This window comes from Tistrella arctica (genome assembly GCF_039630945.1).
GTDB classification, from domain to species: Bacteria; Pseudomonadota; Alphaproteobacteria; order Tistrellales; family Tistrellaceae; genus Tistrella; species Tistrella bauzanensis.
This window is the reverse complement of record NZ_JBBKTV010000004.1, coordinates 130,871-146,642: the sequence shown is the minus strand read 5'-3', so window position 1 is coordinate 146,642 and position 15,772 is coordinate 130,871. Positions and strand designations below refer to the sequence as shown.

Below are 15,772 nucleotides of genomic sequence, written 5' to 3'. Positions count from 1 at the left end.
CGGAGACCTGCCCCAATGCGCGTGACGCTGAACGAGGATGAAACCCAACTGGTGGCCAGTGTCGAACGGCTGCTGGATGGCGAATACGGCTTCGACCGCCACCGCCGCACCGCCGAAACCGGCGGCGGCTTCGATCACGGCTTCTGGCGGGTGATGGCCGATCAGGGCTGGATGGCCGCCTGTCTGCCGGAAAGCGCCGGCGGCTATGGCCAGTCGCCCAATGACGCGCTGCTGATTCTGGAACGCTGCGGCGCCGCCCTGGTGGTGGAACCGCTGCTGTCGGGCTTCGTGGTGCCGGCGATGGCGCTGGCGACCGCCAATGGTGGCGGTCATGGCGGCGGCGAAGCCGGCCCGGCGGCGATCTGGCTGCCCCGGATGCTGGCGGGCGATGCCGTGGCGGCCCTGGCCTGGACCGAACCGGGCCGGCGCTATGACCCACGGCCACGGCAGGTGACCGCCAGCCGTGGTCCCGATGGCGGCTGGGTGCTGGAGGGGCGCAAATCCGCGGTGCTGTCGGCGCCGCTGGCGGCGGTGCTGATCGTCTCGGCGGCGACCGATGCCGGCACGGCGCTGTTCGCGGTGCCGGGCGATGCCGCCGGCATGACCCTGGCCGGGCATGAGATGATCGACGGCCAGCGCGCCGCCGATATCGTGTTCGACGCCGTGGCGCTCGCCGATGAGGCGCTGCTGGCGCGGCCGGGCGCCGGCAGCGATGCCGTGCTGGCCGCGGCGCTCGACTGGGGGGCCGCCGGTGCCGCCGCCGAGGCGGTGGGATCGATGGCCGCCGCCGTGGCGTTGACGGTGGAGTATGCCCGCACCCGCAGCCAGTTCGGCCGCTCGCTGTCCGGGTTTCAGGTGATCCAGCACCGGCTGGCGGCGCTGGCGACCGAGGTTGAATATGCCCGCGCGCTGCTGCCGCTGCTGGCCGACAGGCTGACGGCGGCGCCGGAGGTGCGGCGCGCGGCGGTTTCGGCTGCGCGTTCGGCGATCACCGCCGCCGCGCGCCGGGTGACCGCCGACACCGTGCAATTGCATGGTGGCATCGGTGTCACCAACGAGGCCGAGGTGAGCCATCATTTCCGGCGGGTGGCGGCACTGGATCTGGGCTGGGGCGGGGCGCGCGAGCATCTGGCCCGCTATCGCACCGCGCCGTCGCGTTATGCAGCGCTCAGCTCCGGCTGATTGTGCCCGCGTCTGATATCGGATGGCCATGACGGATCGGATGTGATGAATTGGCCGCAGACCGAAAGACGCGAAGGGCGTTTCATCAAGATGCTAGAGACCGACACCACAGGACTGACCACGGAAAGCCTGGCGCTGCAAGCCTACAGGCATTTCCGGCGCGCCCTGATGAGTGGCCAGTACACGCCCGGACAGAAGATCAAGCTCAAGGATGTGGCCGACGAGCTGGGCATCAGCCCCACCCCGGTGCGCGAGGCGCTGGGGCGGCTGGTGTCGGAACAGGTGCTGTCGCAGATCGACCGGCGATCGGTGCGGGTGCCGATCCTGCGCGCCGGCGCCTATAAGGAAATCCGCGACCTGCGCTTCATGCTGGAGGGCGAGGCGGCGGCGCGTGCCGCCGTCATCGCCACCCCCGACCAGATCGAGGGGTTGAGCGCGATCCACGACCGGCTGTGCGACGCCAGGGATGCCGACGACACCCTGCGGATGATCATGGAGAATGTCCGCTTTCACCAGACCCTGTGCCGGTTGAGCGATATGCCGATCCTGTCGCGGGTGGTGGAGAATCTGTGGCTGAAATGCGGGCCGATGATGAATGCCTTCGTCGACTTCCCGCCGCCGGCGCCGCGCAGGCGCCACCCGCATCTGGACGTGCTGCGGGGCTTGCGCAACCGCGATCCGGCCCTGGCCAAAGCCAGCATCCAGGATGACATCTCGACCAGTTCCGAGCCGATCCTGCGCTATCTGCTGGTGCGTTTCGGCGAGATCGACGAGGCCGAGAGCGGGATTGACCGTTCAGCCGGCCGCGCCGCCGGCTGACGGGCGCCATGCGCCGCCATCCAGACCGGCGGCACGGCCCGTGAAGTGACGCGGACGCCAGGGCGCCACCGAGACCTGATCAGCCGCAAGTCATATTGCACCGCGGCCGTCCGATTATTTGCAGCGCACCCAACCGGATCCGGCGATTGATGCCGGATGCCGGGCGCGGGCATTTGCGCATCCGGCGGTGTTCGGGGATCTGGCGCCTGTGTGCACTGCGGAAAATCTTTACGGAATATTTTTTATAAAAAATTGCACTTGACCGCGCTCCCCCTTTGCCACGTAACATCATTATTGCAGTGAGGCTGGTCACTGAAACGACCGACAAGAAAAACGCGGAGAAGACCAGTGCGGCCAGAAGACGCCTTCGCCCTGATGGTTGATCAGGGCGATATGGTCCTGGACAGGCTCGATGCCTGCTGCCGGGTCCATCCCGACAAAACCTTCATCATCTATGGCGAGGACGACATCACCTTGTCGTTCGCGGCCTTCCGGCAGGCGACCGACCGGCTGGCGGCGGGGCTTGCGCGGCTGGGCGTCGGCGCCGACGACCGGGTGTCGGTGTTCACCCGCAATTCGCTGGTGGCGGCGCTGGCGATGTTCGCGATCTGGCGGGCCGGCGGCGTGTATGCGCCGATTAATTTCAACTTCAAAGGGCAGCTTCTGGGCTATCAGCTCAAGGACACGGCCCCGAAGTTGTTGATCACCGATATCAATATGGCCGGGGTGCTGGCCGAACTGGCCGATGATCTGGCGCTGCCGCCGGTGGTGATGCACCACCCGAGGCCCGGAGATCACGATGACGCGGGCGCCACCATGCCGACGGCTGGCCTTGGCGGCGCGCCGCTGCATGATCTGGCCGATCTGCTGGCCACCGACGCGGCCCCGCCGGTGGTGATCCGCCGCTATGGCGACATTGCCAACATCGTCTATACCTCGGGGACCACCGGGCCATCCAAGGGGGTGATGCAGAGCTTCCGCTGGATGAACCAGTATAATTTCCTGCTGCGGTCGCTGAACAATGCCGATGACGTGCTGTATTGCGATCTGCCGCTCTATCATGTCGGCGGCGCGTTCTCGCAATTCGTCCGCGCGGTCTGGCATGGCTGCACGGTGGGTTTGTGGGACCGGTTCAGCCCCAACCGCTTCTGGCGGCGCATCGACCGCTGCGGCGCCACGGTCTGCGTGCTGCTGGACGTGATGGTGCCCTGGCTGATGAGCGCCGAGCCCGACACCCGCGATCGCGAGAACACGCTGAACAAGGTGCATATGCAGCCGCTGCCGACGGCGCATCATCAGGTGGCCCGGCGCTTCGGCTTCGATTTCACCACCGCCGGCTTCGGCCAGACCGAAAGCGGCGCCGGCTTCCTGGTGGTGATCGATCAGTTCGGCGCCGAGGCCGGCACGCCCCCTGACCTGTATCGCGGCCTGTCGAAAGATGCACTGCGCACGGCTGTGCGGGACATGAACCTGTACATGGTCGATGGCGCGGCGCCGACACCCAAGGGTCTGATGGGCCGGCCGTCGCCCTTGCTGGAGACGGCGGTGCTCGACCCTGAGGACAACATCTGCCCGCCGGGTGTGGTGGGTCAGTTGGCGTTTCGCTCGCGGTTCCCGTCCACCATCCTGACCGGCTATCTGAACAAGCCCGAGAAGACGCTGGAGGCCTTCCGGAATCAGTGGTTCCACACCGGCGACGCCATCAGCCGCGATGCCGATGGCATCCATTACTTCGTCGACCGCATGGGCGGCTTCTTCCGCGTGCGCGGCGAGAACGTCTCGTCCTTTGAGGTCGAGGATCTGATCAACAGCCACCCGTCGATCCGGGTTGCCGCCGCTCTGCCGGTGCCGGCGCGCGAGGGTGGCGAAGAGGATATCGGCGTCTTCGTCGAACTGGTCGAGGGCGCCACCCTCAGCCTCGATGCGCTGCGCGCGCACTGTGCGGCGGTGATGCCGCGCTACATGGTGCCGCATCACCTGCGGATCATCGACGCCCTGCCACTGACCCCCACCGGCAAGATCGAGAAATACAAGCTGCGCCAACAGCTTCTTGCCGAGATCGAGGCTGCCGCCTCCGGCCGCCTCAGCGCCTGACATCACGCGGGCCCGCACCCGGCCCGATCCGGCCTTCTCTGTTCTGAACAGAATGCGATGGCATGCGATCCCCCCAGATTGCCATGGCGTCGCAGACCACAAGACGCCTGCTGAGGACTCAAAATCGAGACGGCCGGCAGCCACCGCCAGAAGACGGGGCGCACGGCCTTCCAGGGAGGAAGACACCCATGACCACGCCCAGGAATCCCATCACGCGCCGCGGCTTTCTGGCCGGCACCGCCGCCGCCGCGGCATTCGGCACCGCCGCCGCCATGGGCATCCGCCCGGCCCGTGCCCAGAAGGCGCCGCTGCGGGTCGGCGCCATGTTCCCGATGTCGGGCATCGGCGCCGAGGCCGGCGCCGCCTGGCTGCTCGGCACCCAGCTTGCGGTCGACCAGTGGAACCGCAAGGGCGGCGTGCTCGGCCGTCAGATCGAACTGGTGGTGCGCGACGACAAATACAGCAGCGCCGGCGCCGTCACCGCCGGCCGTGAACTGGCCGGCATGGGCATCAACCTGATGGTCGGCGCCTCGCAATCGCCGATGGCTCTGGGGCTGGCGCCGCTTCTGGCCGATATGAACGCGGTCTGCGTGGCGCCGACTCCGTCGGCGATGTCGCTGACCCACGAGAACTTCACCCGCAATTTCTTCCGGCTGTGCCCCAATGCCTCGATGCTCTATGGCGGTCTGGCGCAGATTCTGGTCGAGAAGAACCCGGAGGTGTCGAACTGGGCGACGATCGTGTTCGACAGCGAATATGGCCATGATGCCGTGCGCTATTTCGAACATGGCATCCGTCAGGCGGCCGGCACTCGCGAAATCACCTTCGAGGATCCGATCTACGTGCCGGTCAACAAGACCGATTTCCGGGTCGAGATCAACCAGTTGATGAACTCGAAGGCCGAGGGGCTGTATCTGGGCGTCATTGCGGCGCCGGCGATCAGCTTTCTGCAACAGGCGCGCTCGGTTGGCCTGAACCGCAAGCTGAAGGTGATGGGCGAGGCCGGCACCGATCTTCTGATCGCCAAGGCGATGCAGAAATCGACGCCAGACAATCTGTGGTCGGTCAGCTATTGGCACCCGCAGCACGAACCCTTTGCCAGCAACGCGATGAGCCAGCAGCTCTATAAGGATTATGTCGAGAAGACCGGCGACAAATATCCGGTCGGCCTGCTCACCTCCAGTCACCGGTCGTCTCTGGCACTGTTCAATGGCATCGAGAAGGCCGGCGACACCGATACCCAGGCGGTGATCGCCGCCATGGAGGGGATGACCTTCGACACCATCGCCGGCCCCTATACCATCCGTAAGGAAGACCATCAGGGCCATGGCCATTCGGTCTATGCCAAGGTCGGCCCGCGCGACGCGGAACCGTTCTGGGGCACCAATGAACTGGCCTTCCTGGAAGACGCCTCGGTGATGGAACCCGCCACCCCCGGAACTCCGTTCAAGCTGCCCACCTCCTGATCCGGCCGCTTTGAACGGCGCGCATCCGGCCCCGCCGGTCACCTCCTCCCGATCAACGGGGCCGGATGCGCCTTTTTGTTGCCGCTGCCGACGGTCGGCCCGGTCATCGGGCGCCGGCGGCACGCCTCTTCGCGACAGTGGGGTTCATGGTGCTGACGCAACTTGCCTTCGCGACCTTCAACGCCGTCGCCTTCGGGATGGCGGTGTTTCTGGTCGCCGCCGGCCTGACGCTGATCTTCGGGATTCTGAAGATCCTGAACATGGCACAGGGGGCGTTCTTCATGATCGGCGCCTATGTCGCCTATTCCATGCTGGGCCAGGACAGCGCCTCGGTGGGCATGTTCATCGCGGTCAGCATCGCCGCCGGCGCCGTGGTGGCGGTGCTTGGGCTGCTGACCGACCGGATCATCCTCAACCGGCTGCGCAATGTCGATTATCACTATGTGCTGATCGCCACCTTCGCCTTGCTGCTGTTCTGCAACGGCATGGTCAAGCTGATCTGGGGGGTGAATTTCTTCACGGTCACCCCGCCGCCGGCGATCGACGAACCGCTGGAACTGGCCGGGCTGTACATGTCGAAATACAGCCTGTTCGTGATCGGCGCCGGCGTCGTGGTCTATCTGCTGCTCGATCTCGCCATTCACCGGATGTGGCTGGGCAAGCTGATGCAGGCGCTGGCCACCGATAGCTGGATGGCAGGATTGCTCGGCATCAACGTGCCGCTCGGGCTGGCGCTCAGCGTGATGTTCAGCTTCTTTCTGGCGGGGCTGGCCGGCGGGTTGCTGCTGCCCAATCAGAGCCTGTCGCCCGGGCTTGGCGACAGCTATCTGCTCTATGCCTTCTTCGCGGTCATCATCGGCGGGCTGGGCAATATCCGCGGCGCCTTTCTGGGCGCGATCCTGCTGGGGCTGGTCAACAGCCTGAACACGGTGCTGCTGCCCGATCTGCCGGGGCTGGCGATCTATGTGGCGCTGGCGCTGTTTCTGTTCCTGCGCCCCGAAGGCCTGTTTCCCAGCCTGGCATCGGCGCCGGCGCCGGCGACGGATCAGAAAAGCTCGGCGATGTCGGGGCCGCGCGCCGACCGGCGCCTGTGGCAGATCGTGGGCGTTCTGGCCTTCGCCGCCGCCGCCACCCTGCCATTCTGGGCCAATGGCGGGCTGCTGTTCGTGGCCGGATCGGTGCTGGTCTATGGCCTGTTCGCGCTGTCGTGGAACATCCTGTTCGGCTATGCCGGGCTCGCATCCTTCGGTCATGCCGCGTTCTTCGCCATCGGCGCCTATTTTGCGGGCGTCATGCTGCGCGATCTGCCGGGGGTGCCGTTCCTGGTCACGCTGGCCGGTTGCGGCGTCTTCGGCGCGGTGGTGGCCTGGGTGGTGGGCTCGCTGGCGCTGCGGCGGCTGGCCGGCATCTTCCTGGCGGTGCTGACCGTGGCGCTGGGCGAGGTGACCCGGCTGTTGATCAGCTACAGCTCGTTTCTGGGCCGTGAGGACGGGCTGGTCGGCATTCCGCGCCCGCGGCTCGACCTGATCGTCACCACCATCGATCTCACCGACAGCGGCGCCTATTACTGGTTCCTGCTGGTGATGATGGCGCTGCTGCTGGGCGTGCTGTGGTGGGTGCTGCACGGCCGCTATGGCCGCATGCTGCTGTCGGTGAAGCAGGATCCGGAGCGCGCCGCCTTCATCGGCATCAATGTGGTGCGCACCCGGGTTGGCGCCTTCATGCTCTCAGGCGCCGTCGCCGCCATTGCCGGCGGGCTCTATGCGCCATGGTCCAGGATCGTGACGCTGGAAGAGGTCAGCTTCCTGGCATCGACCCAGCCGGTGCTGAACGCCATGCTGGGCGGGGTGCATTCCTTCTGGGGCCCCCTGCTGGGCTCGGCGATCTTCTCGGCGATCAGCTATGCCACCCGCACCTTCGTGGGCCTGTCGGAACTGATGGTGGGCTCGATTCTGCTGTTCATCATTCTGGTGGCGCCAAATGGCGTGATCGGCTTCTGGCGCCAGATCCGCGGCCATCTGGTCGGGCGCCGGCGCGGCGTGGCGGCAGGTGCCGCCAAGGTCGACATCACCCGCAGCGGAGGGCCGGTCTGATGGCACCCGGAATCAGCGGCACCGATATTCTCAGCATCCACGACGTGACCAAAAGCTATGGCAGCCTGCCGGTGCTGAAGGGTGTCACCCTCAGCGTCGGCCCGGGGCGGATCTTCGCGATCATCGGCCCCAACGGCGCCGGCAAGACCACGCTGTTCAAGGTGATGACCGGCGAGAGCCCGTGCAATGGCGGCCGCATCCTGTTCGACGGCGCCGACGTCACCCGCCAGCCGGCGCATCAGCGGGTGCGGATGGGCATGGGCCGAACCTTCCAGGTGGCGCGGGTGTTCAGCGATTTCACCGTGCGCGACAATCTGGTGGCGGCGGTGGAAGCCCGCCGCCGCGCCCATGGCGAGGCCACCGGGCCGGTGCTTGCCATCGACCCGCCGGACTTCATTCTCGACGAGGCGGCGGCCCTGCTGGCGGAAGGCGGGCTGGAGCGGCTGGCCGGGGTGGAGGCGCGGTTCCTGTCGCATGGCGACAAGAAGCGGCTGGAGTTCATGATCGCGCTGGCCCTGAAGCCGCGCATGCTGATGCTGGACGAGCCCACCGCCGGCATGTCGCCGACCGATCGCCAGGGCATCGCCCGGCTGATCGCCCGCATCCGCGACCAGCGCGGCATCACCGTGGTGATGACCGAGCACGACATGGACATCGTCTTCACCCTGGCCGACCAGATCATGGTGCTGAATTACGGCGAGACCGTGGCCACCGGCACCGTGGATGAGATCCGCCATAATCCGGCCGTGCAGGATGTCTATCTGGGCAAGGAGATGACCCATGCTTGATGTGGCGGGGCTGAATGCCTTCTATGGCGATAGCCATATCCTGCACGCCATCGACCTGGCGGTGGGCGAGGGCGAGCGGGTGGCGGTGCTGGGCCGCAACGGCGCCGGCAAATCCACCCTGTTGAAAAGCATCATGAATGCCGGGCCGCGCGCCGAGGGCCGGATCAGCTTCGGTGGCCGGTCGCTCGACCGGCTGGCATCGCATCGCCGCACCCGGCTGGGGCTGGCGCTGGTGCCCGAGGACCGGCGGATCTTCACCCATCTGACGGTGCTTGAGAACATCGCCATCGCCCGCCATGCCGCCGCCGGCCGGCCGGTCATCGCGCCCGAGGCGATCATCGAGCGCTTCGACATGCTGAAGCCGCTGGTCGCCCGCCATGGCGGCCAGTTGAGCGGCGGCCAGCAGCAATTGCTGGCGGTGGCCCGGGCGCTTGCCGGCAGCCCGCGCCTGCTGCTGCTCGACGAGCCGACCGAGGGGCTGGCGCCGATCATCGTGGAACAGATGGCCCATCAGATCGCCGCGGTCTGTGCCGAGACCGGATCGGGGCTGCTGTTATGCGAACAGAATATCTGGTTCGCCCGCGCCTGCACCGACAGCGTCACCATCATCGATACCGGCCGGGTGGTGTTCAAGGGTGACTGGGCCAGTTTCGATGCCAATGCCGATGTGGCCAAACGCTATCTGGCGGTGTGACCATGCCTGTGACCATGCAAGACAAGACGCCGGACGAGGCCCCGCGCGGTGCGCTCGACGGCATGCGCGTGCTCGATTTTTCGCGCTTCGTGGCCGGACCCTATTGCGCCATGCTGCTGGGCGACATGGGCGCCGAGGTGGTGAAGATCGAGCGGCCGGGAGCGGGCGAGGTGGCGCGCGGGGTTGAACCGGGCGTCGATGGCCAGAGCTATTACTGTTTCGTGGTCAACCGCAACAAGAAGGGGTTGAGCATCGATTTCCGCAGCGATCAGGGCCGCGCCATCCTGCGCGATCTGGTCGCCCGCGCCGATGTGCTGGTCGAGAATTTCCGCCCCGGGGTGATGGAGGCCATGGGGCTGGACTGGCCGACCGTGCAGGCGATCAACCCGCGGCTGGTGATGGTGCGCATTTCGGGCTTCGGCCAGGATGGGCCGCTGGCCGGCCGGCAATGTTTCGATGCCGTCGCCCAGGCGATGAGCGGCATCATGGCGATCACCGGCCAGCCGGGCGGGCCGCCGACGCTGGCCGGCACCACGATCATCGATTATACCACCGGCATGTATGGCGCCATGGGCGCGCTGGCGGCGCTGAATGCCCGCCACACCACCGGCCGTGGCCAGCTTGTGGATGTGTCGCTGCTCGACAGCGCCACCTCTCTGCTGCTCAGCGCCATTCCCGATCAGGTGATGGGGGGTGTGCGGATTCCGCTGCGCGGCAATCGCGACCGGTTCTCGGCGCCGACCAACACCTTTCCCACCGCCGATGACCGCTGGGTGCTGATCAACTGCGCCGAGGATGCCATGTTCGGCCGGATGACCGCGGCCATGGGCCAGCCGGCGCTGGCGCAAGATCCGCGCTTCGCCGATGTTCAGGCGCGGCTGGCCCATGTCGAGGCGCTGGAAGCCCTGATTGCCGACTGGACCCGGACCCTCGATGCCGATGAGGTGGTGGCGGCGATGGATCGGGCCAATGTGCCGTCGGCCAAGGTCGCGACCATGGATGAGGTGATCGCCAACCAGCAGCTCCGCCATCGCGGCCAGATCACCGAGATCGCGCATCAGAGCGGCGCCCGCGTCACCGCCCAGGGCGTGACCATGCATCTGTCCGACACGCCGCTGACCATCCGCCGCGCGCTGCCCTATGTGGGCGAACACAGCGACGAGATTCTCACCGCGTGGCTTGGCTATTCGCCTCAAAGCGTGAATGATCTGAAAATCAGGGGCATCATCTGACACGGTTGCCAATCAAAGAACCGATGTCAGTCAAAGAACCGGCACGCGATAAAAAAGCGGACCCCAGGGAGGATTAAAACAATGTTTCATCGGCTCAGGCAACTCTGTCTGGTCGCCCGCGAGCTTGACCCCGTGGTCGCGGATCTGATCGCCGTCTTCGATATCGAGGTCTGTCATCACGACCCCGATGTCGGCATGTTCGGGCTGCACAACGCCTTGCTGCCGATCGGCACCTCGTTCATCGAGGTGGTGGCCCCCACACAGCCCGGCACCGCGGCCGAACGCTATCTGGATCGCCGCCAGGGCGATGGCGGCTATATGGTGATCACCGATACCGACGATCTTGGCCGCTGGCGCACGCATATCGACGCGGTCGGCGTGCGGGTGGCGGCGCCGCTGGCGATCGGCAGCTATCAGGGCCTGCAACTGCATCCGCGCGACACTGGCGGTGCCCTGCTCGAAATCAACTGGACCGAGGGCAATTGCGCGATCGACGGCCCCTATCATCCGGCCGGGCCCGACTGGCGGGGGCATGTCCGCACCGGGCTGGTCACGGCGGTGACGGGGGCCGAGCTTCAGGCCGCCGATCCTGAACGGCTGGCGCGGCGCTGGGCGGAAATTCTGCGCCGCGAGGTTCGCGCCGTGGGGGCGGGCGAGGGCGAGGGTTTCGCCTTCGATCTCGACAATGCCAGCCTGCGCTTCGTGGCCGACAGCGATGGCCGGGGCGAGGGGCTGGGCGGGATCGATCTTGCCGTCACCGACGCCGCCGCCATCCGTCGGCGCGCCACAGCCCGTGGCCTTGGCGTGGCCGATGACCATGTCGTGGTCGGCGGTGTCCGCTTCTATCTGCGCCCCGCCGCCTGATCAATCCGCTGCAACCGGAAGAACCCCTGGATATGGACCTCAATTACAGCGCCGAGCAGGACATGCTGCGCGAAAGCGTGGAGCGCTTCATGCGCGACGTCTATGCCTTCACCACCCGTCAGAAGCTGTTGAAACAGGCCTGGAACGATGGCGCCGGCGCCGCCGAGGCCCGCGCCGCCCATGCCGGCCCCCATTGGCGGCGGTTCGCCGAACTGGGCTGGCTGGCGGTGCCGTTTACCGAGGATGATGGCGGCATTGGCGGTGGGCCGGTCGATTTCGGCATCGTGATGGAGGGCATCGGCCGGGGGCTGGCGATCGAGCCGGTGCTGCCCACGGTTCTGGCCGCGCGGCTGGTGGCCGAGCTGGGCACCGCCGACCAGAAGGCATCCTGGCTGACCCCGGCGCTGGAAGGCCGCAAGCGGCTGGCCCTGGCCTTCGCCGAACGGCAGTCGCGCTATGACCTGACCGATTGCGCCACGACTGCCACCGCATCGGGCGCCACCGCATCGGACGATGGCTGGGTGCTGGATGGCGCCAAGGCGGTGGTCTTGGGTGGCCATGCCGCCGACGGCTTCGTGGTGGTGGCGCGCAGCGCCGGCGCGCGGCGGGATGCGGACGGTATCAGCCTGTTCCTGGTCGATGCCGATGCGGCGGGCCTGTCGGTCCGGGCCTATCGCACCAATGACGGCACCGGGGCGGCAGATATCAGCCTGCGCCAGGTGGCGGTGCCGGCATCGGCGCTGCTGGGCCGGGCCGGGCAGGGCGCCGGCGATCTGGAACGGGCGGTCGATTTCGCGATTGCCGCGGTCGCCTCGGAAGCCGTCGGCGTGATGGCGGCGCTGTGCGAACAGACGCTGGAATACCTGAAAACCCGCCGCCAGTTCGGCCGGCCGCTGGGCGACAATCAGGTCTTGCAGCACCGCATGGTCGATATGGTGATTGCGACCGAAGAGGCCCGGTCGGCGGCGCTGCATGGCGCGCTGATGATGGCGGTGGACGATCCCCGCGCCCGCGCCCGCGCGCTGTCGCTGACCAAGATCGAGATCGGCCGCACCGCCACCCGTGTCGGGCAGGAGGCCGTGCAGTTGCATGGCGCCATGGGCGTGACCGAGGAACTGGCGATCGGCCATTATTTCAAGCGGTTGACCGCCATCGCCGCCAGCTTCGGCGATATCGACTGGCACACCCGCCGGGTTGCCCGCATCGATGCCGGCATCCGTGCGGCCGGCACCCCCGCCGTCGCCTGATCCGAGGAGAATTCCGCCATGGACATCATGCTGTCTGCCGACGAACAGGCCTTCGCCGACGAGGTTCGCCAGTTCATCCGCGACAACCTGCCCGCCGATATCGCCGACAAGGTCCGGCGCGATCAGCATCTGGGCAAGGACGACCATATGCGCTGGCAACAGATTCTGGGCGCGCGCGGCTGGCATGCCTTCACCTGGCCCGCCGAGCATGGCGGTCCCGGCTGGACCATCACCCAGCGCTATCTGTTCGAGGTGATTTCCGCCGAGATGGATTGCCCGCTGATCCAGCCCTTCGGGCCGCGTATGGCCGGGCCGGTGATCTATAGCTTCGGCACCCCGGAGCAGCGCGAGCGCTTTCTGCCCGGCATTCGCGACAGCACCATCTGGTGGTGTCAGGGCTATTCCGAGCCGCAATCCGGGTCGGATCTGGCATCGCTCGCCACCCGTGCCGAGGATGCCGGCGATCACTATATCGTCAACGGCCAGAAGATCTGGACCAGCTATGCCCATCATGCCGACTGGATGTTCTGTCTGGTCCGGACATCGAAGGAAGACAAGCCGCAGAAGGGGATTTCCTTTCTGCTGATCGACATGAAGACCCCCGGCATCACCGTGCAGCCGATCCCGATGCTGGAAGGCACCCATTCCTTCAACACCGTGTTCTTCGAAGACGTGAAGGTGCCCAAGGCCAACCGGATCGGCGAAGAAGGCAAGGGCTGGACCTATGCCAAATTCCTGCTGGAACATGAACGGGTCGACAATGCCGCGATCGGCGTCACCAAGGCCGCGCTGCGCCGCCTGAAGCAGATCGCCGCCGCCGAACCGGGCCCCGACGACCGGCCGCTGATCGAAGACCCGCTGTTCGCGGCGCGGGTGACGGCGGTCGAGGCGCAGTTGATGTCGCTGGAACTGGCGGCGCTGCGCACATTGTCGGCGGTCGCCGCCGGCGGTTCGCCGGGGCCGGCCTCGTCGCTGCTGAAGATCCGCGGCACCGAAATCGCTCAGAAGATCAGCGAGCTCGGCTCGGAAGCCACCGGCTATTACGCCCTGCCCTGGCAGCCCGGCCGGCTCGACGGCACCTCGAACGAGGAACCCGTCGGCCCCGAACATGCAGGCCCGGCCGCCAACGCCTATCTGTGGCGGCGCTGCATGTCGATCTATGGCGGCAGCAACGAAATCCAGCGCAACATCATCGCCAAGCAGATGCTGGGGTTGTAGCGTCTGCGCCCTGCGCCCTTCCCCTCGCACCCGGCCGCACCGCGCCCGCATGGGCTCAACGCGTGGCGTGGTGCAGATAGCGGATGACGAGATCGGCGGTCGCTTCGCTGCAGGCCATTGGCAGGTCATAGACCGTGGCAAGCCGCGTCAACGCCTTCACGTCGACATCGTGCGGCATCGGCGACAGCGGATCGACGAAAAACACCAGGGCGTCGAGCACCTCTTCGGCGATCAGCGCGCCGATCTGCTGGTCGCCGCCGAGCGGGCCGCTTTTCAGCCGCCTGATATCGAGATCCGGCAGGGCGGCGGCCAGGCGGGCGCCGGTGGTTCCGGTCGCGACGATCTGATATCGCGCAAGCCGGTCGTGGTGGCGGCGGGCCCAGGCGATCATCCGGTCTTTGCAGGCGTCGTGGGCGACCAGGGCGATGACCGGCCGTGGATCGCGATCGCTGCGGGTGTCGCCGATCACCCCGGCATCAATCCCGGCCGGGGCGGCCATCGCCGCCTCGACCTGCTGCCGGGTCGGGATCGGCGCCACGGCACCGAAGCTTTCGACCGACAACCCGGCCGCCACCACCGCATAGCGGGCGGATGAGACCGGATCGCCGGTTTCCAGCCAGCGCGCCAGGAACGCCCCGTCGAAGCAATCGCCGGCTCCGGTCGCGTCGACCGCTCTCGCCGGGAAGGCCGCCACACGCTCGATGCCACCGTCATAGGCGACCAGCGCCCCGTCGGCGCCCAGCGTCAACGCCACCACCTTCGCCCCGAGATCCCGATAGAAGGCCACGATCTCGGCCGGGTCGGTCAATCCGGTCAGCAACCGGGCATCATCGAGCCCCGGCAAGGCCACGTCGATATCGCGCATCGCCTCGTGGATCACCACCCGCGCCCGCTCCAGCGGCCAGAGCTTCAGCCGCAGGTTCGGGTCATAGGATATCTTCACGCCCGCCGCCCGCGCCTCGGCCATGGCGGCAAGCCCGGCATCCTTCGCGCCGCTGCTGATCGCCTGCGTGATGCCTGAGAGATGCAGAAGGGCCGCCGACCGGATGGCGTCGCGCGGCAGGCTGTCGGGCGCGAGACGGCTGGCGGCCGATCCGGCCCGGCAGTACTCGAAGTGATGTCCGTCGGCGTCGTGGCGCACGAAATAGAGGCCGGTCGGCGCGTCGTCATCATGGGCGACGGCCTGGGTATCGATCTGCTCGTCCGCCCAGCGCCGCATCAGCACCTCGCCCAGACAGTCCCGCCCGATCCGGGTGGCGATGCCGGCGCGCGCGCCCTGGCGGCGGGCGGCGATGGCGACGTTCGAGACATCGCCGCCGATGCCCTCAAGCCATCGGCCGCCGCCCAGGTCGCTGAACTCGACCAGCGGTTCGCCGAGACAGAGGATATCGAGCGTGGTCAACGCCGCATCTCCTTCCAGCGCTGCATCGAGGCGACGAAGCGCCCGGCCTGCGCCTCGACGTCCTGGACGGTGTTGCCGGGCCGGTACAGGGCCGAACCGATCCCCACGCCATTGGCGCCGGCATCCATGAAGCCGGCGAGATTGTCGACGGTGACCCCGCCGGTGACGACGACACCGGTGCCGCCGGGAAGCACTGCCCGCAGCGCGCCGACCACTTTCGGCGTGATCGCGTCGCCAGGAAAGATCTTGAGCGCATGCGCGCCGGCATCGAGTGCGGCGAAGGCCTCGGTCGGGGTGAAGACACCGGGAACCGAGATCAGCCCGGCCCGGCGCGTCGCCGCGACCACAGCCGGTTCGAAATTCGGCGAGACGACGATCTGCCCGCCGGCATCGGCGACGCGCGCGACATCGTCGGGCCGCAGCACCGTCCCCGCGCCGACGATCGCCCCACCGCCCATGATCGCCCCACCGCCCATGATCGCTTCACCGCCGAAGCGATCCGCGAGGATGCGGATGCTCTGAAACGGCTGCGGGGAATTGAGCGGCACTTCCAGGATAAGGATGCCCTGCCGCACCAGCGCCTCACCCACCGGCAACGCCTCTTCGGGCGTGATCCCGCGCAGGATGGCCAGCAACGGCATATCGGCAAGTGCTTCGATGACGTCTCTCATAT

Annotated in this window: 13 protein-coding genes; 11 read left to right on the top strand and 2 right to left on the bottom strand. The window is 67.2% G+C overall.

What is annotated here, in order from left to right:
• The first annotated feature begins 15 nt into the window (after positions 1–15).
• From WG924_RS10280 to WG924_RS10230, 11 genes are all read left to right on the top strand, one after another.
• Positions 16–1,182, top strand: a complete 1,167-nt coding sequence (locus WG924_RS10280) for an acyl-CoA dehydrogenase family protein (RefSeq protein WP_345932938.1) — start codon at positions 16–18, stop codon at positions 1,180–1,182.
• Between the two features lie 90 nt (positions 1,183–1,272).
• Positions 1,273–2,001, top strand: a complete 729-nt coding sequence (locus WG924_RS10275) for a GntR family transcriptional regulator (protein WP_345932937.1) — start codon at positions 1,273–1,275, stop codon at positions 1,999–2,001.
• Between the two features lie 348 nt (positions 2,002–2,349).
• The gene (locus WG924_RS10270; RefSeq protein WP_345932936.1) at positions 2,350–4,095 is read left to right on the top strand and encodes a class I adenylate-forming enzyme family protein; all 1,746 of its coding nucleotides are present in this window, start codon (positions 2,350–2,352) and stop codon (positions 4,093–4,095) included.
• A gap of 188 nt (positions 4,096–4,283) precedes the next feature.
• Positions 4,284–5,561 (top strand): ABC transporter substrate-binding protein, encoded by a 1,278-nt coding sequence (locus tag WG924_RS10265; protein WP_345932935.1) that lies wholly within the window; start codon positions 4,284–4,286, stop codon positions 5,559–5,561.
• Positions 5,562–5,707: 146 nt separating this feature from the next.
• The gene (locus WG924_RS10260; protein WP_345932934.1) at positions 5,708–7,654 is read left to right on the top strand and encodes an ABC transporter permease; all 1,947 of its coding nucleotides are present in this window, start codon (positions 5,708–5,710) and stop codon (positions 7,652–7,654) included.
• Positions 7,654–8,442, top strand: a complete 789-nt coding sequence (locus WG924_RS10255; RefSeq protein ID WP_345932933.1) for an ABC transporter ATP-binding protein — start codon at positions 7,654–7,656, stop codon at positions 8,440–8,442. The genes WG924_RS10260 and WG924_RS10255 overlap by 1 nt, the downstream gene beginning before the upstream one ends.
• Positions 8,435–9,136: an ABC transporter ATP-binding protein gene (locus tag WG924_RS10250; RefSeq protein WP_345932932.1), complete on the top strand. Its 702-nt coding sequence runs from the start codon at positions 8,435–8,437 to the stop codon at positions 9,134–9,136. Before WG924_RS10255 ends, WG924_RS10250 begins: the two co-directional genes overlap by 8 nt.
• Before the next feature lie 2 nt (positions 9,137–9,138).
• A complete protein-coding gene (locus WG924_RS10245; protein ID WP_345932931.1) occupies positions 9,139–10,368 on the top strand; it encodes a CaiB/BaiF CoA transferase family protein in 1,230 nt (409 codons plus the stop codon).
• Positions 10,369–10,449: 81 nt separating this feature from the next.
• The gene (locus WG924_RS10240; RefSeq protein WP_345932930.1) at positions 10,450–11,232 is read left to right on the top strand and encodes a VOC family protein; all 783 of its coding nucleotides are present in this window, start codon (positions 10,450–10,452) and stop codon (positions 11,230–11,232) included.
• Positions 11,233–11,264: 32 nt separating this feature from the next.
• Entirely contained in the window at positions 11,265–12,479 is a 1,215-nt protein-coding gene (locus WG924_RS10235; protein WP_345932929.1) for an acyl-CoA dehydrogenase family protein, read from the top strand.
• Between the two features lie 18 nt (positions 12,480–12,497).
• Positions 12,498–13,697 (top strand): acyl-CoA dehydrogenase family protein, encoded by a 1,200-nt coding sequence (locus tag WG924_RS10230; protein WP_345932928.1) that lies wholly within the window; start codon positions 12,498–12,500, stop codon positions 13,695–13,697.
• A gap of 55 nt (positions 13,698–13,752) precedes the next feature.
• Here the strand turns inward: WG924_RS10230 and WG924_RS10225 are convergent, their stop codons facing one another.
• Together WG924_RS10225 and WG924_RS10220 are read right to left on the bottom strand one after the other, a co-directional pair.
• Positions 13,753–15,099 (bottom strand): methylglyoxal synthase, encoded by a 1,347-nt coding sequence (locus WG924_RS10225; protein WP_345932927.1) that lies wholly within the window; start codon positions 15,097–15,099, stop codon positions 13,753–13,755.
• Positions 15,096–15,770: a 2-dehydro-3-deoxy-6-phosphogalactonate aldolase gene (locus WG924_RS10220; protein ID WP_345932926.1), complete on the bottom strand. Its 675-nt coding sequence runs from the start codon at positions 15,768–15,770 to the stop codon at positions 15,096–15,098. The genes WG924_RS10225 and WG924_RS10220 overlap by 4 nt, the downstream gene beginning before the upstream one ends.
• Between the last annotated feature and the right edge of the window lie 2 nt (positions 15,771–15,772).

Coding starts and splice junctions, on each gene's coding strand:
- WG924_RS10280 (WP_345932938.1), top strand. CDS start 16: ATGCGCGTGACGCTGAACGAGGATGAAACCCAACTGGTGGCCAGTGTC.
- WG924_RS10275 (WP_345932937.1), top strand. CDS start 1,273: ATGCTAGAGACCGACACCACAGGACTGACCACGGAAAGCCTGGCGCTG.
- WG924_RS10265 (WP_345932935.1), top strand. CDS start 4,284: ATGACCACGCCCAGGAATCCCATCACGCGCCGCGGCTTTCTGGCCGGC.
- WG924_RS10260 (WP_345932934.1), top strand. CDS start 5,708: ATGGTGCTGACGCAACTTGCCTTCGCGACCTTCAACGCCGTCGCCTTC.
- WG924_RS10255 (WP_345932933.1), top strand. CDS start 7,654: ATGGCACCCGGAATCAGCGGCACCGATATTCTCAGCATCCACGACGTG.
- WG924_RS10250 (WP_345932932.1), top strand. CDS start 8,435: ATGCTTGATGTGGCGGGGCTGAATGCCTTCTATGGCGATAGCCATATC.
- WG924_RS10245 (WP_345932931.1), top strand. CDS start 9,139: ATGCCTGTGACCATGCAAGACAAGACGCCGGACGAGGCCCCGCGCGGT.
- WG924_RS10240 (WP_345932930.1), top strand. CDS start 10,450: ATGTTTCATCGGCTCAGGCAACTCTGTCTGGTCGCCCGCGAGCTTGAC.
- WG924_RS10235 (WP_345932929.1), top strand. CDS start 11,265: ATGGACCTCAATTACAGCGCCGAGCAGGACATGCTGCGCGAAAGCGTG.
- WG924_RS10230 (WP_345932928.1), top strand. CDS start 12,498: ATGGACATCATGCTGTCTGCCGACGAACAGGCCTTCGCCGACGAGGTT.
- WG924_RS10220 (WP_345932926.1), bottom strand. CDS start 15,770: ATGAGAGACGTCATCGAAGCACTTGCCGATATGCCGTTGCTGGCCATC.